The sequence below is a fragment of the Methylobacterium sp. J-048 genome, assembly GCF_022829515.1.
Lineage (GTDB): Bacteria > Pseudomonadota > Alphaproteobacteria > Rhizobiales > Beijerinckiaceae > Methylobacterium.
The window spans coordinates 67,404-91,337 of record NZ_JAKSYL010000153.1; the positions used below are offsets into that span (position 1 = coordinate 67,404).

Here is a 23,934-nt window from a genome sequence, read left to right on the forward strand (position 1 = left end):
TCCCACCGTCATTGCGAGCGCAGCGAAGCAACCTAGGGATACGCGACACGGAGGGATCGCGCGCCGCACTGAGTTGCTTCGCTGCGCTCGCAATGACGGTTTAGGTTGGTCGAGCGAAAGGCGCTCAGCTTCGGCGCTGCAGCGCGCGAGGCCGGGCTCTGAACGAATTCCTCTCGTATCTTGGGATCGGCTTCGATCGACACGATCAGGCAACGCAGCGTCCGCCCGGCGCGGTCGGGATACCATTTCACCCGCGGGCCATGCGAGCCGAGTGCCGCGGACATGGAGATCGTGCCGGGGACGTTGGTGTCCTGAGTGTCGAGGTTGCTCGTCTCGCACGGGATGTCGTCGGCGAAATCGTCTGGCGGCCGCCGCTCCGCAGCCCTCCGGATCCCGGGATCTGCATCCTGACGAACCACGTCTCGACCTGTCCTTCACACCATCCGGCAAGCTCGATGGTGTAACGCCCCCGCCCATCTGACAAGGCCGCCGGTCAGCCGCGCGCATCCGCCCGCTTGCCCCCCTGCCCGCCCCGGCTAGATTGGGCCCATGAAGCAAGAACCCGGGCCGGCGCCGGAGACCCCCACGCTCACCGTGCGGGCGATCACCGGCTTGAAGGAGATCGGCGCGGCGGCCTGGGACGCCTGCGCGTTCTCCCCCGAGACCCTGGCGGCGGGCGACGAGACCCACAATCCGTTCGTCTCGCACGCCTTCCTGTCGGCGCTGGAAGAGTCCGGCTGCGTCTCGCGCAAGACCGGCTGGCTGCCGCTCCACGTCATGGTCGAGCGCGACGGCACGCTGCTCGGCGTGGCGCCCTGCTATCTGAAATCGCACAGCCAGGGCGAGTACGTGTTCGATCACGGCTGGGCCGATGCCTATGAGCGGGTCGGCGGCTCCTATTATCCCAAGCTCCAGGTAAGCGTGCCGTTCACGCCCGTCACCGGCCCGCGCTTCCTGATCGCCCCCGGCGCCGATCCGGACGAGGCCACCGCTGGCCTGGTCGCCGGTCTGCGGGCCCTGCGGGGCGAGACCAAGGCCTCCTCGGTCCACGTCACCTTCATGCAGGAGGCGGAATGGGATCGGGCCGGGGCCGCGGGCTTCCTGCAGCGCACCGACCAGCAGTTCCACTGGGAGAATGCCGGCTACGCGAGCTTTGAGGACTTTCTCGAAGCGCTCGCGTCGCGCAAACGAAAAAACATCCGCAAGGAGCGGCGCGACGCGCTGGCGCCCGGCATCACCGTCGAGCACCTAACCGGCGCCGACATCACCGAGGCCCATTGGGACGCGTTCTACGCCTTCTACATGGACACGGGTGCGCGCAAATGGGGGCGGCCCTACCTCAACCGCCGGTTCTTCTCGCTCCTGTCGGAGCGCATGGCCGACCGGGTGCTGCTGATCATGGCTCGCCGGGACGGCGCCTACATCGCAGGCGCGATCAACCTGATCGGCGACACGGCGCTCTACGGGCGCAACTGGGGCTGCATCGAGGACCACCCGTTCCTGCATTTCGAGATCTGCTACTATCAGGCGATCGATTTCGCGATTAGCCGCGGCCTGACACGGGTCGAGGCCGGGGCGCAGGGCGAGCACAAGCTCGCGCGCGGCTACAAGCCGGTGCTGATGCACTCGGCTCACGACATCGCCGACCCGGCCTTCCGCCGGGCGGTGGCCGATTACTTGCAGCGGGAGCGTGCCCACGTCGCCGAAGCGGTGGACGTCCTCGACACGCTCACGCCGTTCCGGCGGACGGACGAGGTCCGCGCGCCCGGAGCCTGCGACGCTGCGGCAGACCCCGCACGACCCGACCCCGAGAGCCCGAGCACATGAGCCCGATCGACCACATCAAGACCTTTGCCGACGAGCTGACGGCCCTGCGCCGCGACCTGCACGCTCATCCGGAACTGGGTTTCGAGGAGGTGCGCACCTCGGGCATCGTCGCCGACTTGCTGGAGACGTTCGGCTGCGAGGTGCATCGGGGCGTCGGCGGCACGGGGGTCGTCGGGCTGCTCAAGGGCCGAACCGACAACGGCAAGCGGATCGGCCTGCGCGCCGACATGGACGCCCTGCCGATCGAGGAGGAGACCAACCTCCCCTACCGCTCGACCTATGCCGGCAAGATGCACGCCTGCGGCCATGACGGCCACACCACGATGCTGATCGGCGCCGCCCGCTACCTCGCCGAGACCCGGGACTTCGATGGCACGGCGGTGTTCGTGTTCCAGCCCGCCGAGGAGGGCCGCGGCGGCGCCCGGGCGATGCTCAAGGACGGGCTGTTCGAAAAATTTCCCTGCGACGAGATCTACGGCTTGCACAACCAGCCGGGCGGCGGGCACGGGCGGATCAAGCTGCGCCCCGGGCCGATCATGGCGGCGGCCGATTTCTTCGATATCCGCATCCGCGGCCGGGGCGCGCACGCCGCTCAGCCGCACGGCGGCAACGATCCGATCATCATCGCCACCGGCCTCGCCCAGGCGCTCCAGTCGATCGTCTCGCGCAACGCCGACCCGCTGAAGTCGATCGTGCTGTCGATCACCCGGATCGAGGCGGGCACCGCCTACAACGTCATCCCGGAGACGGCGCATCTGGCCGGGACGATCCGCACCTTCGACAAGGAGATCCGGGCGCTGGCCGGCACGCGGATGCGCGAGATCGCCGCCGGGTTCGCGGCCGCCTACGGGGCCGAGGTCACGGTCGAGATCCAGGACATGTTCTCGGTTCTGGAAAACGCCCCCGCGCAGGCCGCCGCCGCCACCGCGGTGGCGACCGAGCTGCTCGGACCCGAGAATGTCGAGCCGAACGCCGGCCCGAAGATGGGCAGCGAGGATTTCGCCGACATGGCCCAGGCGGTCCCGGCCGCCTATGTCTGGCTCGGCTCCAACCCCGGCCCGGGCCTGCACAACGCCAGCTACAACTTCGACGATTCGATCATCCCGATCGGCAGCGCCTTCCTGGCCCGGATGGTCGAGAGCCGCACCGCCGCCTGATACGGCGCCTCAACCCGCTGCGGTCGCCACCCGCGACCGCAGCGTCGCCAGGGCGCGGGTGAAGAGCGCGGGCTCGTCGAGCGCCCGTGACAGGACGATCGCCCCCTGGATCTGCGCGACGACCTCTTCCGCCAGCGCGGCGCTCGCCGCCTCACCGTGCCCCGCCCGCCGCAGGGCGTCGGCCAAGGCGGCGACCCAGCGGGCGAAGTAGCCCCGGACCGCTTCGGCGAACAGGTCGCGGCTCGTGCCCAGAGCTAGGACGCCGACCAGGCAGACCCGCCGCCCGGACCGGAAGTAGCCCTCGACCGCATCGAACATGTCCGAGACCGCCTGTTCGGGCGGATCCTGTTCACGCAGCGGGCGGTACAGGTTGGTCTCGAACCAGGCATCGATCTCGGCGAGCACGCAGGCCGCCATCTCGGCCTTGCCGCCCGGGAACAGGTGATACAGGCTGCCCTTGCCCAGGCCCGTCGCCGCGCTGATCAGCGCCAGGCTGGCGCCCGCGTAGCCGTGCTCGCGAAACACCTCCGCGAGCGCCGGCAGCGTCTCGATCCGCGTCGTCACCGCGTCTAGAGGCCGAGATCGCTCAGGCCCGGATGATCGTCGGGGCGCCGGCCGAGCGGCCAGTGGAATTTCCGCTCCGACTCCGTGATCGACAGATCGTTGATGCTGGCGATCCGCCGGCGCATCAGACCATGCGCGTCGAATTCCCAGTTCTCGTTGCCGTACGCGCGGAACCATTGCCCCGCCGCATCGTGCCACTCATAGGCGAAGCGCACGGCGATTCGATTGCCGCCGCAGGTCCAGAGTTCCTTGATCAGCCGATACTCGAGCTCCTGCGCCCACTTGCGCCGGAGGAACGCCACGATGGCCTCGCGCCCCACCAGGAACTCGCTGCGGTTCCGCCAGACGCTGTCGGCCGTGTAGGCGAGCGAGACGCGCTCGGGATCGCGCCCGTTCCAGGCATCCTCGGCCATGCGCGCCTTCTGAGCGGCGGTCTCCTCGGTGAAGGGCGGAACGGGCGGGCGGTCCGACATGACGCGTGTCCTCCTAGCTTTGTACCGATCGGTACAGAGATGACGGCCGGCACATGCCGAGTCAACCGGAATGGCCCGCGCGGCTGACGAAGCCGCGATGGTCATGGCTCTGCTGGATCGGCATTGCGCGGCCGATAGGTCGCCGGCGCCGCGCCGATCATGCGGCGAAACATGGACGCGAAGGCGCTCGGGCTGTCGTAGCCAAGCGAGAAGGCCGCCTCGGCAACAGATCCGCCGCCGACGAGGATCGGAAGCGCGGCCAGGATACGCGCCTGTTGCCGCCAGACCGAGAACGGAACCCCGAGATCCCGCTCGGCCAGCCGCGCCAGCGTCCGCGGCGAGGCTCCGGCGATCTGGGCGAGCGCCGCCATGCCCCGCCGTTCGCCGGGACCGGCCAGGACGGCCTCGCAGGCGCGCCGGAGCCGAGGATCGGTCGGCATGGAGAGGCCTAATGGGCACCGCGGAAGGACGGCGATTTCATCGAGCAGGACATCGAGCAGGCGGCCTTGCCGTCCGTCCGCGTCAGCCTCTTCGGCGCGTTCAACCGCCCGGAGGATCAACGCGCGCACGAGTGGGGTCACCGCGAGGCTGGTCGGCACGTCCGGCAGGGCCGCCGGCACGGCGCGGTCGGCGATGTAGAGGGTCCGGAGTGAGACCGCGCCACGGGCACGCATCGCGTGATCGATGCCGGCTCCGACCCAGAGCGCCCGCTGCGGCGGCACCAGCCACAGGCTCCCCGCCGCGCGGATCTCCATCACGCCGGCCGTGGCGTAGATGAGCTGCGCCCGCGCGTGACAATGCGGGCCGACGATCCCGCCATCCGGGTAGTCGCGGCCGACGCAGACCACCTTCGGGCCGCGGAACGATGGGGGACCGAACACGGCCGACTGGTCAGGTGGTCGCGCCGAGATGGGCGACGAAAAAGTCGCGCGCGGCCGTGCTGGTGCGGTCGAAGTGCCGGAGATAGGGATCGAAATGGCCGCCCGGCACCATCACGAGTTCCTTGGGCGGCAGGGCGCGCTGATAGGCCTCCAGGCACAGGTCGGTGGCGGTCAGCACGTCGTCCTCGGCGACAATCATCAGCAGCGGCGTCGGGCTGATCCGGGCGATATGCACCGCCGGCTCGTTCTCGCGGGACAGTTCGGCGCTGCGCAGCGTCACCGCATTGTGCCAGTTCGGCGCGGAGGCGCGCGTGCCCGTGAAGAAGGCGTAGCCGTCCTGTCCCGGCATCGCGCAGGGCTGGAGCGGATCGTCCGACACCGCCGGCAGCGTGGCCGGCTCATCGCCGCGGAAGCGCGCGGCGCGGTCGGCCTCGAAGCGGCGGAGTTGGGCCGGCACGAGATCGGACCGGGTCCGGCGCCGCGCCGAGAGCGAGCCGCTGATAAACGGCACCTGCGCGACCACGCAGCGGACCCGCCGGTCGATCGCCGCCACCTCGATCACGTGCCCGCCGCTATAGCTCGTACCCCAGATCCCGACGCGCGCGGGATCGATCCACGGGATCGTCTGCGCGAAGCTGATCGCGTCGCGGTAGCCGCGCTTCTGCAGCACCGGATCGACCTCCTGCCGGGGCAGCCCCTCGCTCGCGCCGAAATGGGCGTGGTCGTAGACGAGAACGCCGAGGCCGGCCGCCTGGAAGACCTCGGCGTAGCGGTCGAGATATTGCTCTTTGACCGCCGAGAAGCCATGCGCCATCACCACGGCCGCCGAGGCGCTATCCTGGGCATCCGGTCGGTAAAGCCAGCCTCGTAAGGTCCGTCCCTCCGAACTGAACTCGATATCGCTTCGCATCGGCCGCTCCCTCAGACGCCGGGGCATCGTGCCGGACAATCCATAGGTCGGCGCGGCAAAATCGGTTAAAAGCCGTACCGGATCGGCCAAAGTTTCGAAGCGCTCGATCCTCCTCCCCGCCGTCGACAGCCAAGCCGATCGGTGCGACGCTGATGTCCAAGGACGCGCACAACCCGAGCCGGGCGCGCGCAGGACGATCGGGGGGAGTTATGACGCCGGACATTCGGGAATCGCGGGCTGCCCTGATCCTGCTGGCGGCCGCTGTCGGCGCGGTGCTGCTGTTCGGCGCGTTCACGTTGCTCACGCAGATCGGGTGAAGGTCCTGCCGGATAATACAACCCAAGCATGGTCTCGGCTTTGGCGGAACGCTGATGGCCGCAGGGGGTTCGATCGGAATTGTCTCGTGCTGTCAGTAGAATGACCTGCATGGGAACCCGATCGCGATGTTGAGTTAACCAGCTCTTAATTCCATCATGGGTTGTATGGCTGCGAAAGATGCGTGCGAGGGGCACGCCGGTTTCGGAGATCGTCCATGGTTGTCGACGCGATCAAGCGCACGCGCGGCCTGCCGGTCGATCTGTCGGCGGCCCTCGACGCGTCCGGCGTCATCGGTGCGTGGTCGTGGTCGCCCCGCACCGATCAGTGCACCCTGGATGCCGGCGCCGCCGAGGTGCTGGCGGGCGATCCGGGTCTCGCCGGCCGCCCGATCCCCCTGGAGATCGCCAGATCCTGCATCCATCCCGAGGACCGGCCGGCTCTGGTGCGGCATTTCCAGGCGGTGTGCGAGCGCGGCGGCCTGTTCGTGGCCCAATACCGCACGCTCTCGCCATCCGGTCAGGTCCGGTGGATCCTCGACCGGGGCCGGGTGCCGGCGCGCGCATCGACCCGCCGGATCGGGCACGGCCTCATCATCGACGTCACCGACAATCGGCTCGATGACGCGCCGAGCATTCTGCCACCCGTCGAACCGCTGGATGCGCTCTCGGTGGCGATCGACCGGGCGCTCGAATGCCGTGACGCCCTCGAAGGGGTGGCGGATTCGGAGCTGCAACTACTGATCGACATGCTGCTGCTGCGCCTCGGGCAGAGCATTGCCAAGGCGCCTGCCGGGACCGGAGCCCGGCGCGGTCACTGATCGGCCGGAAGGCGTCTCCCAACCCCGGCGAGCGACGAGCGTCGGGCGTCTTTTGGATGCGCGCGGCTCGGCTCGCGCGTGAGTCCGACGGCATCCAACTCCACCGCCGGGTCGAGCGAAGGCCTACTGCACCAGCACGGCCTGGCTGCAGAGGGTGCCGTCCATCTCGACATCGGCGTAGCCGATGCGCAGGCCGAGGCTCTGCAGGACGGCATTGAGCACCAGATCGAGGGGCGCGGCGGCGAGGCTGAGCGTCGTCGCGAGCGAAGTCTGGAGCAGCCCGGTGAGGGGCAGGCCGTTCAGACTGAGGGTCAGGTTGCCGAGCAGGCTGCCGGTCAGCGACTGGGCGACGTTGTTCGACGACACCGTCTTCACGGTGTGGTTGACGATGTCGGCATCCGTGAAGGTCAGGGTCTGCGTGTTGGTGCCGATCGTCGTCACCGTCCGGCCGGAGATGTTCACCAGCGGCAGCCCGATCAGCACCGCGGGCTGCGACAGGTCCGGGCTGGTGGTGCCGCCGTTGATCGCGGCGCGGTTCACCGCCGCGACGGCCAGGGTCGCGAGCCCGGTCTGGACCTCGATGCCGGCTTGGCGGCCGCCCCCGGTACCCGAACAGGTGAGCGTGCGCAGGGTCGCCTGGGCGGAGGCGATCTCGGCGTAGATCGGCAGGTACACCGTCCCGAGCCCGAGGGGGGCCGAGACCGTGGCCTCGATCAGCAGCCGGGTCTGGGCGGTCTTCACCGTCGCATTCTGGCTGCCGGGCCGGACCCAGCCGGAACTGCGGCGGCGCTCGCCGATCGCCAGGGTCAGCCGGGTCGAGAGCAGCCCCGGCACGGTGGCGCCCAGATCGATCGCGACCTGGTTCTGGCCATTGGCCAGCGACGCCGTGGCGGCCACGAGGTCCATCAGGTCCAGCGACGGGCCGGCCAGGCCGCGACCGGGAGCCAGAGCCGCCGCATCGCCCAGCGCGTCGACCTGCCCGACCGGTACGAGATTGCCGGCATTCGGCAGCGCATTGAGGATACCGGACAGCGCCGAGACCGCGGCGGAATTGTCCTGCGCAGCGACCCGCATCGCCATCAGCAACTGGCCGACGCTGGCATTGGCCTGGACGATGTCGGTGTAGTTCGCGGCCTGGAGATTGAGGCTCGCCGCCAGCGCGTCGAGGACGCGCAGACCGTCGACCTTGGCGCTGGCCAGCGCGGTGTAATCGCTCACGCTCAAGGACAGCTTGGCCCCGAGCAAGCCGCCGAGGACGGCGTTGGCGATGCCGCCGCTCAAGGCCGCCGTGCCCGAGCCGATCGTGAACGCCGCGAACTGGGCACTTGCAGCCGTGCCGCTGACCCGGATCGGCACGGTGCCGGGCAAGCCGATCGCCCGGCCGAAGGTCACCGGGACATTGGTCGACAGGCCGACCCGCACGGCGTTCGCCGGGTTCAACCCGGGGCTGAAGCGGCTGCCGGGGGCGACGTTGGGTGCGCTGGCATCGTAGCCGCCGGTCGCCACCGTGGCCTGCGCCGTGCCGTAGCCGTTGTCGCCGAGCGAGCGGCGCGCCACCGTGTCCGCCTGGGTCGGGTCGACGGCGGCGAGCATCGCGGCGATGTCGGCCGCGCCCTGCGCCTTGCGCCGGGCCTGGAACACCTGACCGAGGTCGATCCCGACGGCGCCGGCGCCCATCAGCAACGAACTGCCGAGCGCCACCAGGATCACGACGTTGCCGCCCCGGGCCCGGCCGAAGCCCCGTGCCCGGGCGACCGCCCGCCACCGGCTCACAGGCCGCCCTTCCGCACGCTGATCGTGCTGCGCAGGACGTTCGGCAGCATCGGGATCAGCTTCGAGAAGACGTTGATCCCCAACGAGGCGGCGTCCAGGGTCACGGTGACCACGTAGACCGTGGCGTCGTTCGGATCGGGCCCGACCTGGACCGCGATGCTCCCGGGGCGGAACATCGCGCCCGAACTCAGGCTGCGGTTGACCGTAGTCTGAGCCAGGGTCGCGCGCTCGGTGTCGGTGACCCCCGCGATGGAGGCGCGTGCCGCTTCGGCCGCGATCTGGCGCAGGTTATGAGCGGCGCCCAGGCAGATGCCGAACGCCGTGATGCCGGCAAACAGCATCAGCAGCACCGGCGCGACGAGGGCGAATTCGACCGCCGAGCTGCCGCGCCGGCAGGCCAATCCCGAGCGTCCGTTTCGCCGAAATCCTTGGAGCCAGCCCATCGAAACGCCCTCCGGGAGCGCGCTGCTGCGGCAGCGACACAACCCATGGTCGCATCGATCCTCTAATCAAAGGTTGTATTCGTGGCCCGAATTCCCGTGTTTCGGGGCGAATACGGAAAATTCAGATCTCCACGGCCGGTCGCGCGGTGCCGATCCCCGATGGATCGAAGGCGGCGCTCTTGATCACGGCGTGAACCGGACGGCCCGGCGCCAGCTCCAGTTCCCGGACTGCGGCCGCCGTGACGCGTGCCGCCAGCAGCGCGCCGTTGCAGTCGATCTCCACCGCCACCTCGGCGCCGCTCCGGGTCAGCGTCGTGACGTAGCCGGGCAGGATGTTGCGCGCGCTCAAGCCCCGGGGGCGCTCGGTCGCCACCAGAACGTCGCGGGCGGGGATCCGCACGCGCAGCCGCGTCCCGATCGGGCGCGCCGCCAGGCCCGGGACCAGAAGCTGCCCCGCATGACCGGTCAGCCGGGTCAGCCCGGTCTCCGGATCGGCGCCTGCGACCACCATGTCGAGCAGCGCCCCAGCCTCGGCCTCGTGGACCGGCACGAGGTCGGCCCGGCGCAGGATCGCCTCGGCGGGACCGGACGCGGCCACGCGCCCCGCCTCCAGCACGATCACCGTGGTGGCAAGCCGCGCCACCTCGGCGACGGCATGGCTGACATAGACGATCGGCACACCGGCCTCGTCGCGCAGGCGCTCGATATAGGGAAGGATCTCGGCCTTGCGGGCCTCGTCGAGGGCCGCCAGCGGTTCGTCCATGAGCAGCAGGCGGGGCTTGGCGAGCAGCGCCCGGCCGATCGCGACCCGCTGGCGCTCGCCCCCCGACAGGCCGATGGGCCGCCGGTCGAGGAGGTGGCCGATGCCGAGCATCTCGGTCACCGCGGCGAAGCCGGCCGGGTCGGCGGGCTGTCGCCCGAAGACGCGGCCGTAGCCGAGGTTGGTCCGCACGCTGAGATGCGGGAACAGCCGCGCATCCTGGAACACCACCCCGACTCGGCGTCGATGAGGCGGAAGGAAGACGCCGCGCGCGACATCGACCAGCGTCGCGCCGTCGATGACGATCCGGCCCCGATCCGGCCGGGCCAGCCCGGCGATCAGGTCGATCAGCGTCGTCTTGCCGGAGCCCGAGCGGCCGAACAGGGCGGTCAGGCCCGGCCCGGCCTCGAACGCCGCCTCCAGGGCGAAGGCACCGCGCCCGAGGTATACATCGACTTGGATGCTCACGCGGTCCGCCCCCGGTGGCACGGGCGGCGGCGATGCGCGTTGGCACCCGGCACGGAGCGCCCACGATGATCACGGTCCACCATCTCGAGAACAGCCGCTCGCAGCGCGTGCTTTGGCTCCTCGAGGAACTCGGCCTGCCCTACACGGTGAAGCGCTACGATCGGGATCCGCAGACCATGCGGGCGCCCCCGGAACTCACGGCCATCCACCCGCTGGGCAAGTCGCCGATCATCACGGAGGACGGGATCGTGGTGGCCGAGACTGGCGCCATCGTCACCTACCTGACCGACCGGTCCGGCGGCGCCCTGGTGCCCGCCCCGGGAACGCCCGAGCGCGCGCGCTACACCTACTGGCTGCACTACGCCGAAGGCTCGGCGATGCCGCCGCTGCTGCTCAAGCTGGTCTTCGCACGCCTGGCCCCGCAGAGCCCCTGGGCCTTGCGGCCCCTGGTCCGCGGGATCGCCGACACGGTGCTCAAAAGCTTCGTCGATCCGGATTTGCGACGGCACGCGGCGTTCTGGGAGGGGGAACTCGCCGACCGACCGTATTTCTGCGGCACGGAATTTTCCGCCGCCGACATCATGATGAGCTTCCCGCTGGAAGCCTTCGCGGCCCGTGGCACCGGGACCGGACCGCGCGTCACCGCGTGGCTCGCGCGCATCCATGCGCGTCCGGCGTACCGGCGGGCGCTGGAGCGGGGCGGACCCTACGCCTATGCCTAATGGGTGCCCGCGCGCGGGTGCGTTCGGTCCCCGCGCCATTCAGGCCGCCTGCAACCGGCGCGCGGCGCGAGACGCCAGGAACTCCGAGACCAGCAGGGCCGCGACCGACAGGGCGACCGAGATCAGGGTCAGGCGCAGGGCCGGCCCCTCCCCGCCGGGGACCTGGGTCAGCGTGTAGATCGCCGACGGCAGCGTCTGGGTTTCGCCGGGGATGTTCGACACGAAGGTGATCGTCGCCCCAAACTCGCCCATCGCCTTGGCGAACGCGAGCACGGCGCCCGCGATGCAGCCCGGCAGGCTGAGCGGCAGCGTGACGGTGAGGAAGACGAGCAACGGATTCGCCCCGAGGGTGCCGGCCGCCTGTTCGAGCCTGGGGTCGACCGCCTCGATCGACAGCCGCATCGCCCGCACCATCAGGGGGAACCCCATCACCGCGCAGGCGAGCGCCGCCCCGGTCCAGCGGAAGGCGAAGACGATGCCGATCTCCGCGAGCGCGCTCCCGAGGAATCCGCGCCGGCCGAGCATCAGCAGCAGCAGGTAGCCGGTCACCACCGGGGGCAGGATCAGCGGAAGGTGGACCAGCCCGTCGAGGAACGCCCGGCCCGGGAAGCGGCGTCGCGCCAGCAGCCACGCGACGGCGAGCCCCGGCAGCAGGCTCGCGAGCGTCGCGACGCTCGCCACCCGCAGGCTCAGGGTGACGGCGTTCCAGGCGTCGGGGGGCAGGTCGAACAAGGCCGGGGCGCGGGGCTAGTGGCCGGTGCCGGGGGTTCCGATCACGGTGAAACCCTGGCGCTCGAAGAAGCCGCGTGCCGCTGTGCCGCGCAGATAGGCCAGCAGGGCGGCGGCATCCGGGTTTGACGAATCCTTGAGGAGGGCCGCCGGGTAGACGATCGGCGGATGGCTGTCGGACGGGAAGGTCGCGACCACGTGCACACTGGGATCGGCCGCCGCATCCGTCGCGTAGACGATGCCCAGCGGCGCCTCGCCCCGGGCGACCAGCAGCAGGGCGGCGCGCACGTTCTCGGCCTGGGCGACCTGCCCCTTCACGGCGTCCCAGCCGCCGAGCTTCTCCAGGGCGGCCTTGCCGTATTTCCCGGCCGGGACGGCATCGATCGTGGCCATCGCGAGCTTGCCGCCATTGAGGAGCCGGGTGAGCGTCGAACCGAGATTCGGCGCGAGGGCGACGCGCGGGTCGGCGCCGGCATCCTTCGGGCCGGGCGCAATCAGCACCAGCGCGTTGCGCAGGAGTTCGACGCGCGAGCCCGGCTTCAGGCTGCCGGCCTTCTCGGCGTAATCCATCCAGGCCTGGTCCGCCGAGATGAAGATGTCGGCCGGTGCCCCCGCCTCGATCTGCTTGGCCAGGGCGTTCGAGCCCGCATAGGAAATCCGGACGGTCTTGCCGGCGTCTTTCGTCCAGCCGCCGGTCGCGTCGTCCAGCGCGTTCTTCAGGCTCGCCGCAGCGAAGACGACGACCGGATCGGCGGCCCGACTCGGACCCGCAACCGGGACGAGGGCCAGCGCCGCGAGGAAGATCCAGATCCGTCGGTGAAATCGCATCGGCGCGGGCATTCCCTGTCGCGACCCGTGATCCCATCGGGTGCTGCGGGACCATAGGCTCGCGACGCATTCGGGCCAAGCCTGGGGCCAGGGCTGGCGGGAACCCGTGAGGGTCAGGAGTGGGGCGCCTCGCGACGCTCCCGCTCCGGTGCGGCCTCCGCCCGATGCAGCCGGCTCAGCAGGACCAGGAGGTGGCCGGGAAGCGGACCCTCCAACGCGGGACCGCCGAAAAGACGCTCGCGGGGGGAAGGAAGGACGGCCCCATCGCTGACGACGACGGGCCCGCGCGGTCCTGAACGCCTGGACTTGGTCACGCTGTACGCACCCTGCTCGATGACGGCGCTCGCGAGAGCCGGCAAAAACGCCGGCCGGTGTCGCCGGTTCCGCGGGCAGCCGATGGATTCTGTGATTAACGCGCAGACACCCTGCCGCATTCCTGGGCGGTTCCATCCGCGAATCCGGAATCGGGCAGCGCCGTCACCAAGTCTGGATGTTGCCTCGCTCCCGTGGCTCGGCATCCGGCGCCGGGGTCATGCCGGCTGCGACCAGCACCGCCCATAGCGTGGCCGCGAGGGTCGTCGTGAGCGTGACGGCGACGCTGATGAGAAAAGGCGCATTCATGGTGGCGCTGTCGTTGATCAAAACGGGCGCGCCGGATCACGAAGAGCGGCGCGCCAGAGTTGAGGGTCTGGCCTTGGGGAAGCCAAGACTGTTGTAATCACAGAATTCGTGTGCGGAAACAGATTTGCATGGCTTTCGATGCGGGCATTGTCAGATGTGTCTGAGCAGCAACAAACCAGCAATCCTGATCGGCCGCGCGGCGCCACGGCGCACGAATGCCGCGGCCCGGCCCGGCCCGGCCCCGTCGCCTCGGACGCGATTTTTTCACCCCGGCCCCTGTGATGCGGCGCTTCCGGGCGTTACAGCCGGACATCATGCTCGAAGGTCTGCCGCCCCACCGCCCGACTCACGTCCTGCGCCTCACGACCGACGAGCGGTCGGCTCGGGCGATGACCGACCTGCTGGGCGAAATGTTCGATCCCACCGAGACCGCCGTCGCGGCGTTCGAGGATGCGGATGGCTGCACCTGGCGGCTGGAGGCCTATTTCGCCGACGCGCCGGACGAGGATTACATCCGCGCGCTGATCCGCCCGGTGATCGGGGACGAGGCCGACATCGCCGAGTTCCGCACCATCGAGCAGCAGGATTGGGTCCGCACCTCGCTGGAGGGGCTGAAGCCGGTCCGGGCCGGCCGCTTCCTCGTGCACGGCTCGCACGACCGCGACGCGGTCCGCGGCAACGACCTGCCGATCGAGATCGAGGCGGCACTGGCCTTCGGCACCGGCCATCACGGTACGACGCTGGGCTGCCTGCGCGCCCTGGTCTCCGAGTTGAAGCGGCGGCGTCCGGCCCATGTCCTGGATGTCGGCACCGGGACCGGGATCCTGGCCTTCGCGGCCGCCAAGGCGCTGCGGCAGCCGGTGGTGGCCGGCGACCTCGACGGCGAGGCGGTGCGGACCGCCCGGGAGAACGCGCGGCTCAACGGCCTTGCGCCCTACCTCAAGCTCTACGAGGGCCCCGGCGTGCGCCACCTTTTGGCAGACCGGCCGCGGCACTTCGACCTCGTCTTCGCCAATATCCTGGCGCGTCCCCTGCGGCGCCTCGCCCCGACGCTGTCCGGGGTGGTCGCGCCCGCGGGGGTGCTGGTGCTCTCCGGGCTGATCGAGCGCGACGTGCCGGGCGTGCTCTCGACCTATCGCCACCAGGGTTTCCACCTCGTGCGCCACGGCCTGATCGAGGGCTGGGTCGCGCTGGTGCTGGCCCGCGGCGGGGCGGCGAAACGGCCGCGCCGCTGAATCGGCGCCGGGCCTGCGCATTGCCCGGGCCTGAGTCAGACGCCGGATCATGATCCGCTCGCCGATTCCGTCACCGAGGGCGCATATGCACGGGCCCGCGGCCAGCCCAAGGATCCTGCCCCTACCCGGCCGCATCCGACCCTGACGGATTTCCTGACTGACGGCGCGCACGACGCCCAGGGCTCTATGGTGCGGTCCGGAGCCGCCCCGGCCGGCCCGGGGTTTCGGAACTCGTCTCGACGACCGGGCTTTCGACGTCATCCGCTTGTGCGACCGGAGCGCCCAGTGCGGCCATCAGTACACGCAGGCCGTCGACCCACTCCTCCACCTCGGCCAGCGAGCCGAACCCATCGCGCCGGATCACCGTGTCGGGCTCGATCGTAGTGATGGCGTCGAAGAGGCCATCGGGTCTGTCGCTGATCCGGTAGAAGACGCGGCGTGGCATAAGTGGGGAGATAGGGCGAAGAACTGACGTGATAAGATTGCGCGCGATGCTAAACCATAGGTTAAGGGATGGAGCATCGTCCCGCCAGGGAATGTCCGGCTTTCGGACGCGGTGATGCGAAACCGATACACCGCGCGCGGATCCCGCGCGGTTGCGACCGGGGACCGCCCGGCGATAGGCTCGTCGCATGACAGAGCCAAGTCCGTCCCGACCCCGTTTCCAGACCTTCGACGATCCGAGCCACCGCAAGGGGGCCGAGCGAATCGAAGCGTTGCGCGCGGCCCTGCGCGAGACCGCCCTCGACGGCTTCGTCGTGCCCCGCGCCGACGAGCACCAATCGGAATACGTGCCCGCCGACGCGGAGCGGCTGGCCTGGCTCACCGGTTTCACCGGATCGGCCGGGACCGCGGTGATCCTCGGTGAATCCGCGGCCCTGATCGTCGACGGCCGCTACACCCTGCAGGCCCCCGAGCAGGTCGATACCGGCGTGGTCACCGTGGTGCCGCTGGCCGAATCGACCGCCGAGGCCTGGATCGCCGAAAACCTCAAGCGCGATCAGGTGCTGGGCTACGATCCCTGGCTGCACACGTCGGACGGTGTCGCGCGCCTGGAGCGGGCGGCGGTGAAGGCCGGCGGTTCGGTGCGGGCCGTGCCCAACCTCGTCGACGCCGTCTGGGCCGGCCGGCCGAAGCCGGCGTCCGGGCCGGTGGTGATCCATCCCGAGGCTTTCGCGGGCGAGGCGGTCGCTGAAAAACTCACCCGGGTGCGCGCGGCCTTGGCCGAGGGCGGCTGCGACGCCCTGGTGATCTCGGACCCGCACAATCTCGCCTGGGCGTTCAACCTGCGCGGCTCCGATGTCGGCCATACTCCCCTGGCGCTGGGCTACGCGATCCTGCCCCGCGAAGGGCGGGCGCGGCTGTTCCTGGTCTCACCGAAGGTCGATCCGGGCTTGCGGGCGGCCCTGGCGCCCGTAGCCGAGATCCTGACCCGGGCCGACCTCGATGACGGGCTCGGGTCCTTCAGCGGCGTGCGCGTCCGGGTCGATTCCACCACCGGCGCCGTCGCCCTCAAGGAGAAGATCGAGGCCGCGGGCGGGACCGCCGATATCGGCAAGGACCCGATCACCGCCATGAAGGCGGTCAAGAACGCTGCCGAGATCGAAGGCGCCCGCGCCGCCCATACCCGCGACGGCGCGAGCGTGGTGCGCTTCCTGGCCTGGCTCGACGCCGCCGCCGCCGCGGGGGGCCTGAGCGAGATCGCCGCCGTGGAGGCCCTGGAGGATGTCCGCGCGGCCGGCGGCGACCTGCGCGACGTGTCGTTCCCGACGATCTCGGGCTCCGGCCCGAACGGGGCGATCGTGCATTACCGGGTCACCCGCGCCAGCGACCGTGTGGTGCGGCGGGGGGAGCTGTTCCTGATCGATTCGGGCGCGCAATACCCGGACGGCACCACCGACATCACCCGCACGGTCGCGGTCGGCGAACCGACGGACGAGATGCGCGACCGCTTCACCCGGGTGCTGAAGGGCCACATCGCCATCGCCCGGGCGGTCTTCCCGAAAGGCACCACCGGCGCCCAGATCGACGCCTTCGCCCGCGCCCCGCTCTGGCAGGCCGGGCTCGACTTCGACCACGGGACCGGCCACGGCGTCGGGTCCTTCCTGTCGGTGCACGAGGGGCCGCAGCGCATCGCCAAGACCGGGACCGTCGCCCTGGAACCCGGCATGATCCTGTCGAACGAGCCGGGCTACTACGCGCGCGGCGCCTACGGCATCCGGATCGAGAACCTCGTCCTGGTCGAGCCGCGCGCGATCCCCGGCGGCGAGCGCTCGATGCTCGGCTTCGAGACCCTGACGCTCGCCCCTTACGACCGGCGGCTGATCCGCCCGGACCTGCTCGCGCCGGAGGAGCGGGCCTGGATCGACGCCTATCACGCCCGGGTGCGGAGCACCCTGGCACCGCTCGTCGACGCGGAAGCCCGCGTGTGGCTGGACCGCGCCACGGCGCCGCTGGCTGATTGAGGGACGCGACGTTGCTCCGGGCGCACCCTTGTGCGGGCGAAGGCGGCACGACAGAGTGAGCGGGCCGCCGGGTCGGCGTCTGTTCGTTCGCACAACGGGCCGGCCGGCCAGACTTATCGAGGGTGCTCGATCATGCCCCGACGTTCTCCGGATCTCGCCGAAGTCGCTAAGAAGGCCGCCAACGCGTCCTTCGGCAGCCCCCTGGTGCAAGCTGTCCGCCTCGGCGACATGGAAGGGTCCGACGGTGACGATGTCCGACGCGTCCAGCTGATCGTCGCCGACGACGCCATCGACCAGCTCGACGGCGACAAGCTGCTCGATGCCGGCTTGGCTATCCGCAAGGCCTTGCAGAAGGCCGGCGAGACGCTGCGCGTTGTCGTCGAGTATGCCGAGCAGCGCGAGCTCGACGAACTTGGCGCTGATTAATCCCGAACATCTGTTCAGCCAGGCGGATGCGCTTCTTCTCCAAATCGGCCGCGGCTCGTTGCGGCAGGCCGATCTGCGCCGGACCTTCTCGAACGCCTATTACGGCTTGTTTCATGCGATCCTGACGGCTGCGGCCGACGAGGCGCTGGGGCGGACGCGGCGCAAGGATCCGCTCTGGACGCTGGCGTATCGTTCAGTCTCTCACCAGCGGTTGAAAAGCATCTGCAACGATCTCCAGGCCGCGACGCTCAAGCCGAAGATCAGGCGGTACGAGCCGCCCGGTGGATTTGGTGGTCACGTCATCACGATTGCCGGGGCCGTTTCGGACTTGCAGGACCGGCGCCACGCCGCCGACTACGATCCGTCCCTCTCCTTCCTGCAAACCGATGCGCGGGCTGCGCTTCAGACGGCCCGGTCGGCGGTCAACCGGCTGGCCCATCTGAGGGCGGATCAGCGACGGGCGTTCCTCTACCTCATCCTATTCGAGCCCCGCTGAGCGATCCCAGCGGCGTCATGGTCTCGGTCTCACAGAGCTGAGCGGAGGACAGGGCGTGGACCAGCGCGCTATAAGGTCCCCTGCACGAAAAGCCTGCGCCGGGCCGGACAACATCGTCGGCGAAACCACGGCCGCCCCGCGCGCGAAGGGACAGTATGATCCGCCGCCTCGCATTCCTGGTCCTGATGCTTGCCGCGAGCCTGTCGGCCGCGTCGGCTCAAGGCTTCCGCACGCCGCCCGATCTGGTGCGGCCGAGCCTCGTCGCAGAGCCCGTCGCGGCGGCGGGCGCGCAACCTTTTACTCTGGCCGTGCGGATGCAGGTGAAGCCGGGCTGGCACGTCTACTGGCGCAATCCGGGCGATTCCGGCCTGCCGCCGGAGGTGACCTGGACCCTGCCGGCGGGCTTCAACGTCGGCGCGATCCGGTGGCCGGCGCCCGAGCGCATCGCGATCGCGACGCTAATGAACTATGGCTACGAGGGCGAGGTCACGCTGCTCGTGCCGGTCACGCCGCCGCCGAGCCTCGATCCGGCCGATCCGGTGCGGATCCAGGCCAAGCTGACCTATCTGGTCTGCGAGACCGAATGTGTGCCGGGCTCCGCCGACCTCGCCCTGACCCTGCCGGTGGGCGAGCCTCGACCCGATTCCGACCAGGCCGCTCTGTTCGAGCGGGCTCGGGCCGCCCTGCCCGCCCCGGCGCTCTGGCCGCTGCACCTCTCCAGCCAGGGCGACACGCTGCAGCTCGATTTCGCCGCCACCGGCCTCAAGCCCGAGACCATCAAGGGCGCGTCCTTCTTCCCCTATTCCGAGACCGCGATCGACAACGCCGCCGCGCAGGTGATGACGATCGACGCATCCGGCCTGCATCTCACCCTCGCCCGGAGCAACCCGAACGAGCCGGCGCCGGCCGCCCTGCCGGGCTTGCTGACGATCGACGAGGCGACCGGCGCCGGCACGCACCGCCTCGCCTTCGCGTATGGCGACGAGCCGGTGCTGCCGGTGGCCGCCACGGTCGCGCCCGAGGCCGCGGCTGCACTGCCGGGCGCCCCCGCCTTCGATGCCCTGACGCTAGCGACCGCGGCCGGGCTCGCTTTTCTCGGCGGCCTGATCCTCAACCTGATGCCCTGCGTCTTCCCGGTCCTGTCGATCAAGGTGCTCGGCCTCGTGCGACACGCGGGCGAGAGTCCCGCCCGGGTCCGCCTGCACGGCCTCGCCTACACCGCCGGGGTGCTGGCGAGCTTCCTCGGGCTGGCCGGCCTGTTGCTCGCCTTGAAGGGCGGCGGGGCGGCGATCGGCTGGGGCTTTCAATTGCAATCGCCGGCCGTCGTGGCCGGGCTTGCCTACCTGCTGCTGGTGATGGGTCTGAGCCTGTCCGGCGTGGTCCATCTCGGCGGCCGGCTCGCCGGCCTCGGCGACGGGCTGGCCCAGCGCTCGGGGCTCAGCGGCTCGTTCTTCACGGGCGTGCTCGCGACCCTGGTGGCGACCCCCTGCACGGCCCCGTTCATGGGCTCGGCGGTGGGCTTCGCCCTGACCCAGAGCGCCGGCGTCGCGCTGGCGGTGTTCGCCAGCCTCGGGCTCGGCCTCGCCCTCCCGTTCCTGGCGGTCACCCTGTGGCCGCCGGCCCTGCGGGCGCTGCCGCGGCCCGGGGCCTGGATGGAGACCCTGAAGCAGGTCCTGGCCTTCCCGGTCTACGCCACGGTGGCGTGGCTGGTCTGGGTTCTGGCGCAGCAGGTCGGCCCGCAGGGGTTGCTGGCGGCGCTGATCGGCCTCGTGCTGGTGGGCTTCGCAGCCTGGGCCTGGGAGCACGGGCGCGCCGCGGCCCCGCGTGCCGGGCGGATCGCCCAGGGCCTCGCGCTGCTGACGATCCTGGCCGTCGCGGCCCTCACGCTGAGCCTCGACCGGGCCGCCCCGGTTGCCCAGGCGGCCGCCAACGGCATCGAGCCGTTCACCCAGGCCCGCCTCGACACCCTGGTGAACCAGCGCCGGCCGGTCTTCGTGAACATGACCGCTGCGTGGTGCATCACCTGCGCGGTCAACGAGACGACGTCGCTGTCCACGACAGCCGTCCGGGCCGCCATGAAGGATCGGGGCGTGATCTACCTGAAGGGCGACTGGACCAACCAGAACCCCGAGATCACCCGTCTCCTGGAGAAGCACGGGCGCAGCGGCGTGCCGCTGTACCTGCTCTACGCCGGGACCGGAGAACCCCAGGTGCTGCCGCAGATCCTCACCGAGGGGACGGTTCTGGCGGCCCTGGAGACGGTGCCGGCCGCTGCGGCCAAGAGCGCGGCTCTGTCCCGCTGATCCAGACCCTCGCCCGGTCAGGCTTCCAGCGAAAACGTCTCGTCGAAGGCGTAGCCCGAGCCCCGGACCGTGCGGATCGGGTCGGCCTGCCGCGGGGCGTTGAGCGCCTTGCGCAGGCGCCCGACATGCACGTCCACGGTGCGCTCGTCGATATAGACGTCGTGGCCCCAGACCCCGTCGAGGAGCTGCTCGCGGGAGAAGACCCGGCCGGGCGCCAGCATCAGGAATTCGAGCAGCCGGAACTCGGTCGGGCCGAGATGCAGTTCCTCGCCGGCGCGGCGTACCCGATGGCCGGTTCGGTCGAGCTCGATGTCGCCCGCCGCCAGCCGATCGGCGACATGGGAGGGCTTGGCCCGGCGCAGCAGCGCCCGAACCCGGGCGAGCAGCTCCGGGACCGAGAACGGCTTGACGATGTAGTCGTCGGCACCCGTGCCGAGGCCGCGGACCCGGTCGCCCTCCTCGCCGCGGGCGGTGAGCATGATCACCGGCAGCCGCTCGGTCTCGCGCCGGGCCCGGATGCGGCGGCACAGCTCGATCCCCGAGAGGCCCGGCAGCATCCAGTCGAGCAGGACGAGATCGGGCGTGCGCTCGGCCAGAAGAAGCTCCGCATCGTCGCCGCGCGTGGCGGAATCCACCAAGAAACCCTCGGCTTCGAGGTTGTAGCGCAGCAGGGTGGTCAGGGCCTCCTCGTCCTCGACGATCAGGACTTGCATGCTCACGTGCGATAACCTGTTCTGTAAACGGCACCGGACGGCTCGGGCAGGCGGATGGTGCGGCAGATGCCGCGCTCCCTCAACCTGCGCGCACCCTTAATCCGACTCTGCCTCACAGGCAGGATCGCGCGCCGCGCCGGACGCGTCACAATCCGCCCGTCACGGCGCCGTGGCGGCGGGGCCGACCGTCGCGTAATTCGACGCATCGTTCTTCGGCCGCTCGCCCACCAGCGTCTCGCCGGTGGCGAGGTAGTGAATCGTCTCAGCGATGTTGGTGGTGTGGTCGCCGATCCGCTCGACGTTCTTCGCACAGAACAGCAGATGCGTGCAGAACGAGATGTTGCGCGGATCCTCCATCATGTAGGTCAGGAGCTCGCGGAACAGCGAATTGTACAGCGCGTCGATCTCGCCGTCCCGCTCCCAGACATCATAGGCGGCCTTGACGTCGCGGCTGGCATAGGCGTCGAGGATGTCCTTGAGCTGTGCCTCCGCGAGGTCGCTCATGTGGCGGACGCCGAGCACGATCTTCTGGGCGGGCGCCTGATCGGAGATCGCGACCACGCGCTTGGCGACGTTCTTGGCGAGGTCGCCGATCCGCTCGAGATCGCCCGAGACGCGGATCGCCGAGATGGTCTCGCGCAGGTCGATCGCCAGCGGCTGGCGCCGGGCGATCAGCAGCACGGCCCGCTCCTCGATATCGCGCTGGAGCGCGTCGAGGCGCTTGTCGGCGAGGATCACCGCCTGGGCGAGGGTATCGTCCCGGCGGACCAGGGCATCGGTCGCCTCGGCGGCCATCTTCTCGGCGACGCCGCCCATCTCGGAGATCGAGCGGCGGAGGTCGTCCAGGTCGGTGTCGTAGGAGCTGACGATATGGCCGGGCATGGTGGATCCTTCGATGGCGTCCCGCAAACCTTGATCCGCGAGGTTTGGCGGAAACCCGCCGCTACGATCACGGATACCGCGGCGCGTTCCCCGGTACCCAATCCCTTGCATGGTCTGGAACACGCGGCGCCGAGGTGAGGATTGGCGCCCTCTCACCCGCACGTCCCAACAAACAGCGCGGGTGTGCCGATGTTCCCAGATCAGCGCGGCGTGTTCCAAGGTCGCGCCAAGCGCTTCGCGATCGAGCGCGGCCTCGGGTGTTGCTGGTGGCTCACGTGTCTACGCCGGAAGCTTACTCAACTCTTGAGCGAATGCTTAGCCGAACCGGCCGGTGATGTAATCCTGCGTCCGCTGCTCCACAGGATTCATGAACATCCGGTTGGTCGGGCCGAACTCGATCAGCTCACCGAGATACATGAAGGCGGTGAACTGCGAGATGCGCGCCGCCTGCTGCATGTTGTGAGTGACGATCACGATGGTGAACTCGTCGCGCAGCTGCTCGATCAGCTCCTCGATGCGGCCGGTGGAGATCGGGTCGAGCGCCGAGGTCGGCTCGTCGAACAGGATCACCTCCGGGCTCTGGGCCACGGTGCGGGCGATGCACAGGCGCTGCTGCTGGCCGCCCGAGAGCCCGGTGCCGGCCTGGCGCAGCTTGTCCTTGACCTCGTCCCAGAGGGCGGCCTTGCGCAGCGCCTGCTCCACCCGTCCGTCGAGTTCGGATTTCGGCAGCTTCTCGTAGAGGCGCAACCCGAAGGCGACGTTGTCGTAGATCGACATCGGGAACGGCGTCGGCTTCTGGAACACCATGCCGATGCGCGAGCGCAGCTCGTTCAGGTCGACGGAGGGGTCGAGCACGTTCTGGCCGTCGAGCAGGATCTGCCCCTCGGCCCGCTGCTCCGGGTACAGGCTGTAGATCCGGTTGAAGCAGCGCAGCAGGGTGGACTTGCCGCAGCCGGACGGGCCGATCAAAGCCGTGACCTGCCGGTCGTGGAAGTTGATGTCGACGTTCTTCAGCCCGTGGAAGCTGCCGTAGTAGAAATTCAGGCCCTTCACGGCGATGCGGACCGCCCCGCCCTCGTTGGCGTGGTTGCGGGTGAGATCGACCGTGGGGATCGCGGAGGCGGCGTTCATCGTCGTGTCCTCGAAAAGGGTCTTCACGCATCAGCCCGAAAGGTGGCTTCGGCCTTCGGGAGCGATGATGCAAAATCAGACGTCTAGCGCGACATCTGCGGCTTGATGACGAGACGGGCGATGATCGACAGCACCAGGATCGTCGCGGTGATCAGGAGCGCACCGGCCCAGGCAAGGCTCTGCCAGTTCGGGTAGGGCGAGAGGGCGAACTGGTAGATCATCACCGGGAGGTTCGCGACGCCGCCCATCAGGTCGGGCGAGAACCAGGAATTGTTGTTGAGCGCCGTGAACAGGAGCGGCGCGGTCTCGCCCGCGATGCGAGCCAGGGCCAGGATAATGCCCGTGACGATGCCGGCCGAGGCCGCCCGCCAGGTGACGCTGATGATCACCGTCGAGGCCGGAGCGCCGAGCGCCGCGCCGGCCTCGCGCAGGGTGCCCGGCACCAGGCGCATCATGTCCTCGGTGGTGCGCACGATCACCGGAACTGCGATGATCGCGAGCGCCACGCCGCCGGCCCAGCCCGAATAGGTCCCCATCGGCCGCACCATCAGGGTGTAGACGAACAGGCCGATCAGGATCGACGGCGCCGAGAGCAGGATGTCGTTGAGGAAGCGGATCAGCCCGGCGATCTTCGAGAACCGGCCGTATTCGGCGAGGTAGGTCCCGGCCATGACGCCGATCGGCGTCGCGATCGTGATGCCGATGCCGGTGAGCACGAGGCTGCCCAGGATCGCGTTGGCGATGCCGCCGCCCTCGGAGCCGGGCCCCGGGGTCGGATGCACGAACATGGCGGGGGTAAAGCCGCGCACGCCCTGGATGATCAGCATCAGCAGGATCGAGCCGAGCACCACGGCGCCGACGATCGTGGCGACCAGGCAAGCGGTCCGCAGCACCCGGTCGGCGATCCGCCGGCTGGAGCGGACGCGCCCGGTGCGGTGCGGCGCGGAGTCGGAGAGGGTCATGGGGTTGGACGCGTCCATCGTGAGCCCTCC

The 23,934-nt window shown here is 70.0% G+C and carries 25 protein-coding genes; 9 read left to right on the plus strand and 16 right to left on the minus strand.

All coding sequences use genetic code 11. From position 1 onward, the window contains the following. Positions 1-32 precede the first annotated feature (32 nt). Positions 33-419: a hypothetical protein gene (locus MKL09_RS15170; RefSeq protein WP_244021354.1), complete on the minus strand. Its 387-nt coding sequence runs from the start codon at positions 417-419 to the stop codon at positions 33-35. 130 nt (positions 420-549) lie between these two features. Between MKL09_RS15170 and MKL09_RS15175 the strand changes: the two genes are divergently transcribed. Both MKL09_RS15175 and MKL09_RS15180 read left to right on the plus strand, forming a co-directional pair. Continuing rightward, positions 550-1,827, plus strand: a complete 1,278-nt coding sequence (locus tag MKL09_RS15175) for a GNAT family N-acetyltransferase (RefSeq protein WP_244021356.1) — start codon at positions 550-552, stop codon at positions 1,825-1,827. After that, a complete protein-coding gene (locus tag MKL09_RS15180) occupies positions 1,824-2,984 on the plus strand; it encodes a M20 aminoacylase family protein (protein ID WP_244021364.1) in 1,161 nt (386 codons plus the stop codon). The genes MKL09_RS15175 and MKL09_RS15180 overlap by 4 nt, the downstream gene beginning before the upstream one ends. Before the next feature lie 9 nt (positions 2,985-2,993). Here MKL09_RS15180 and MKL09_RS15185 read toward each other — a convergent pair whose 3' ends face one another. From MKL09_RS15185 to MKL09_RS15200, 4 genes are all read right to left on the minus strand, one after another. After that, positions 2,994-3,548: a TetR/AcrR family transcriptional regulator gene (locus tag MKL09_RS15185; protein ID WP_244021366.1), complete on the minus strand. Its 555-nt coding sequence runs from the start codon at positions 3,546-3,548 to the stop codon at positions 2,994-2,996. Positions 3,549-3,553: 5 nt separating this feature from the next. Continuing rightward, the gene (locus tag MKL09_RS15190; RefSeq protein ID WP_244021368.1) at positions 3,554-4,021 is read right to left on the minus strand and encodes a DUF1348 family protein; all 468 of its coding nucleotides are present in this window, start codon (positions 4,019-4,021) and stop codon (positions 3,554-3,556) included. A 101-nt stretch (positions 4,022-4,122) separates the two neighbouring features. Next, a complete protein-coding gene (locus MKL09_RS32210) occupies positions 4,123-4,902 on the minus strand; it encodes an AraC family transcriptional regulator (RefSeq protein ID WP_244021371.1) in 780 nt (259 codons plus the stop codon). 10 nt (positions 4,903-4,912) lie between these two features. Beyond that, entirely contained in the window at positions 4,913-5,812 is a 900-nt protein-coding gene (locus MKL09_RS15200) for an alpha/beta hydrolase (protein WP_244021372.1), read from the minus strand. Between the two features lie 532 nt (positions 5,813-6,344). Here MKL09_RS15200 and MKL09_RS15205 point away from each other — a divergent pair. Beyond that, a complete protein-coding gene (locus tag MKL09_RS15205; protein WP_244021374.1) occupies positions 6,345-6,947 on the plus strand; it encodes a PAS domain-containing protein in 603 nt (200 codons plus the stop codon). Positions 6,948-7,070: 123 nt separating this feature from the next. Here the strand turns inward: MKL09_RS15205 and MKL09_RS15210 are convergent, their stop codons facing one another. The 3 genes from MKL09_RS15210 to modC form a co-directional block, all read right to left on the minus strand. Further along, positions 7,071-8,720 carry a TadG family pilus assembly protein gene (locus MKL09_RS15210; RefSeq protein ID WP_244021382.1) on the minus strand — a complete coding sequence of 550 codons (1,650 nt, stop codon included), beginning with the start codon at positions 8,718-8,720 and terminating at the stop codon, positions 7,071-7,073. After that, positions 8,717-9,121 (minus strand): TadE family protein, encoded by a 405-nt coding sequence (locus MKL09_RS15215; RefSeq protein WP_244021384.1) that lies wholly within the window; start codon positions 9,119-9,121, stop codon positions 8,717-8,719. The genes MKL09_RS15210 and MKL09_RS15215 overlap by 4 nt, the downstream gene beginning before the upstream one ends. 163 nt (positions 9,122-9,284) lie before the next feature. Then, the gene (gene modC / locus MKL09_RS15220) at positions 9,285-10,391 is read right to left on the minus strand and encodes a molybdenum ABC transporter ATP-binding protein (RefSeq protein WP_244021385.1); all 1,107 of its coding nucleotides are present in this window, start codon (positions 10,389-10,391) and stop codon (positions 9,285-9,287) included. 65 nt (positions 10,392-10,456) lie between these two features. Here modC and MKL09_RS15225 point away from each other — a divergent pair, with 65 nt between their 5' ends. After that, on the plus strand, positions 10,457-11,113 hold the full coding sequence (locus MKL09_RS15225) for a glutathione S-transferase family protein (RefSeq protein WP_244021386.1): 657 nt from the start codon (positions 10,457-10,459) through the stop codon (positions 11,111-11,113). A gap of 39 nt (positions 11,114-11,152) precedes the next feature. Here the strand turns inward: MKL09_RS15225 and modB are convergent, their stop codons facing one another. The 3 genes from modB to MKL09_RS15240 all read right to left on the minus strand — a co-directional run bounded on the left by modB (position 11,153) and on the right by MKL09_RS15240 (position 13,291). Then, positions 11,153-11,845: a molybdate ABC transporter permease subunit gene (modB, locus tag MKL09_RS15230; RefSeq protein ID WP_244021387.1), complete on the minus strand. Its 693-nt coding sequence runs from the start codon at positions 11,843-11,845 to the stop codon at positions 11,153-11,155. 15 nt (positions 11,846-11,860) lie between these two features. Continuing rightward, the gene (gene modA, locus MKL09_RS15235) at positions 11,861-12,670 is read right to left on the minus strand and encodes a molybdate ABC transporter substrate-binding protein (RefSeq protein WP_244021388.1); all 810 of its coding nucleotides are present in this window, start codon (positions 12,668-12,670) and stop codon (positions 11,861-11,863) included. Positions 12,671-13,147: 477 nt separating this feature from the next. Then, complete coding sequence (locus MKL09_RS15240; protein WP_244021389.1) at positions 13,148-13,291, minus strand: hypothetical protein; 144 nt, start codon at positions 13,289-13,291, stop codon at positions 13,148-13,150. Positions 13,292-13,605: 314 nt separating this feature from the next. On the opposite strand from MKL09_RS15240, the gene MKL09_RS15245 reads away from it, so the two are divergent. Beyond that, positions 13,606-14,526 carry a 50S ribosomal protein L11 methyltransferase gene (locus tag MKL09_RS15245; RefSeq protein WP_244021390.1) on the plus strand — a complete coding sequence of 307 codons (921 nt, stop codon included), beginning with the start codon at positions 13,606-13,608 and terminating at the stop codon, positions 14,524-14,526. Between the two features lie 184 nt (positions 14,527-14,710). On the opposite strand, the gene MKL09_RS15250 is transcribed toward MKL09_RS15245, so the two are convergent. Then, entirely contained in the window at positions 14,711-14,971 is a 261-nt protein-coding gene (locus MKL09_RS15250) for a hypothetical protein (RefSeq protein WP_244021391.1), read from the minus strand. Positions 14,972-15,158: 187 nt separating this feature from the next. On the opposite strand from MKL09_RS15250, the gene MKL09_RS15255 reads away from it, so the two are divergent. The 4 genes from MKL09_RS15255 to MKL09_RS15270 all read left to right on the plus strand — a co-directional run bounded on the left by MKL09_RS15255 (position 15,159) and on the right by MKL09_RS15270 (position 20,216). Next, positions 15,159-16,991: an aminopeptidase P family protein gene (locus tag MKL09_RS15255; RefSeq protein WP_244021393.1), complete on the plus strand. Its 1,833-nt coding sequence runs from the start codon at positions 15,159-15,161 to the stop codon at positions 16,989-16,991. 132 nt (positions 16,992-17,123) lie between these two features. Further along, entirely contained in the window at positions 17,124-17,417 is a 294-nt protein-coding gene (locus MKL09_RS15260) for a hypothetical protein (protein WP_244021395.1), read from the plus strand. Continuing rightward, positions 17,404-17,913, plus strand: a complete 510-nt coding sequence (locus tag MKL09_RS15265; RefSeq protein WP_244021397.1) for a hypothetical protein — start codon at positions 17,404-17,406, stop codon at positions 17,911-17,913. The genes MKL09_RS15260 and MKL09_RS15265 overlap by 14 nt, the downstream gene beginning before the upstream one ends. 155 nt (positions 17,914-18,068) lie before the next feature. Beyond that, on the plus strand, positions 18,069-20,216 hold the full coding sequence (locus tag MKL09_RS15270) for a protein-disulfide reductase DsbD family protein (protein ID WP_244021399.1): 2,148 nt from the start codon (positions 18,069-18,071) through the stop codon (positions 20,214-20,216). 17 nt (positions 20,217-20,233) lie between these two features. Here the strand turns inward: MKL09_RS15270 and phoB are convergent, their stop codons facing one another. The 4 genes from phoB to pstA all read right to left on the minus strand — a co-directional run bounded on the left by phoB (position 20,234) and on the right by pstA (position 23,922). After that, on the minus strand, positions 20,234-20,929 hold the full coding sequence (gene phoB / locus MKL09_RS15275; RefSeq protein ID WP_243945579.1) for a phosphate regulon transcriptional regulator PhoB: 696 nt from the start codon (positions 20,927-20,929) through the stop codon (positions 20,234-20,236). A gap of 159 nt (positions 20,930-21,088) precedes the next feature. Further along, positions 21,089-21,811, minus strand: a complete 723-nt coding sequence (gene phoU / locus MKL09_RS15280; protein WP_244021401.1) for a phosphate signaling complex protein PhoU — start codon at positions 21,809-21,811, stop codon at positions 21,089-21,091. A 315-nt stretch (positions 21,812-22,126) separates the two neighbouring features. Next, positions 22,127-22,942 (minus strand): phosphate ABC transporter ATP-binding protein PstB, encoded by an 816-nt coding sequence (gene pstB / locus MKL09_RS15285; protein WP_243945425.1) that lies wholly within the window; start codon positions 22,940-22,942, stop codon positions 22,127-22,129. Positions 22,943-23,025: 83 nt separating this feature from the next. Next, the gene (pstA, locus tag MKL09_RS15290) at positions 23,026-23,922 is read right to left on the minus strand and encodes a phosphate ABC transporter permease PstA (protein WP_244021403.1); all 897 of its coding nucleotides are present in this window, start codon (positions 23,920-23,922) and stop codon (positions 23,026-23,028) included. Positions 23,923-23,934: the final 12 nt, after the last annotated feature.

Excerpts from the sequence above, each read along its gene's own strand:
- phoU (WP_244021401.1), bottom strand. The coding sequence starts at position 21,811 with ATGCCCGGCCATATCGTCAGCTCCTACGACACCGACCTGGACGACCTC.
- MKL09_RS15180 (WP_244021364.1), top strand. The coding sequence starts at position 1,824 with ATGAGCCCGATCGACCACATCAAGACCTTTGCCGACGAGCTGACGGCC.
- pstB (WP_243945425.1), bottom strand. The coding sequence starts at position 22,942 with ATGAACGCCGCCTCCGCGATCCCCACGGTCGATCTCACCCGCAACCAC.
- MKL09_RS15250 (WP_244021391.1), bottom strand. The coding sequence starts at position 14,971 with ATGCCACGCCGCGTCTTCTACCGGATCAGCGACAGACCCGATGGCCTC.
- MKL09_RS15200 (WP_244021372.1), bottom strand. The coding sequence starts at position 5,812 with ATGCGAAGCGATATCGAGTTCAGTTCGGAGGGACGGACCTTACGAGGC.
- MKL09_RS15270 (WP_244021399.1), top strand. The coding sequence starts at position 18,069 with ATGATCCGCCGCCTCGCATTCCTGGTCCTGATGCTTGCCGCGAGCCTG.
- MKL09_RS15175 (WP_244021356.1), top strand. The coding sequence starts at position 550 with ATGAAGCAAGAACCCGGGCCGGCGCCGGAGACCCCCACGCTCACCGTG.
- MKL09_RS15245 (WP_244021390.1), top strand. The coding sequence starts at position 13,606 with ATGCTCGAAGGTCTGCCGCCCCACCGCCCGACTCACGTCCTGCGCCTC.
- modA (WP_244021388.1), bottom strand. The coding sequence starts at position 12,670 with ATGCGATTTCACCGACGGATCTGGATCTTCCTCGCGGCGCTGGCCCTC.
- MKL09_RS15260 (WP_244021395.1), top strand. The coding sequence starts at position 17,124 with ATGCCCCGACGTTCTCCGGATCTCGCCGAAGTCGCTAAGAAGGCCGCC.
- MKL09_RS15240 (WP_244021389.1), bottom strand. The coding sequence starts at position 13,291 with ATGAATGCGCCTTTTCTCATCAGCGTCGCCGTCACGCTCACGACGACC.
- MKL09_RS15225 (WP_244021386.1), top strand. The coding sequence starts at position 10,457 with ATGATCACGGTCCACCATCTCGAGAACAGCCGCTCGCAGCGCGTGCTT.
- phoB (WP_243945579.1), bottom strand. The coding sequence starts at position 20,929 with ATGCAAGTCCTGATCGTCGAGGACGAGGAGGCCCTGACCACCCTGCTG.
- MKL09_RS15190 (WP_244021368.1), bottom strand. The coding sequence starts at position 4,021 with ATGTCGGACCGCCCGCCCGTTCCGCCCTTCACCGAGGAGACCGCCGCT.
- pstA (WP_244021403.1), bottom strand. The coding sequence starts at position 23,922 with ATGGACGCGTCCAACCCCATGACCCTCTCCGACTCCGCGCCGCACCGC.
- MKL09_RS15205 (WP_244021374.1), top strand. The coding sequence starts at position 6,345 with ATGGTTGTCGACGCGATCAAGCGCACGCGCGGCCTGCCGGTCGATCTG.
- MKL09_RS15255 (WP_244021393.1), top strand. The coding sequence starts at position 15,159 with ATGACAGAGCCAAGTCCGTCCCGACCCCGTTTCCAGACCTTCGACGAT.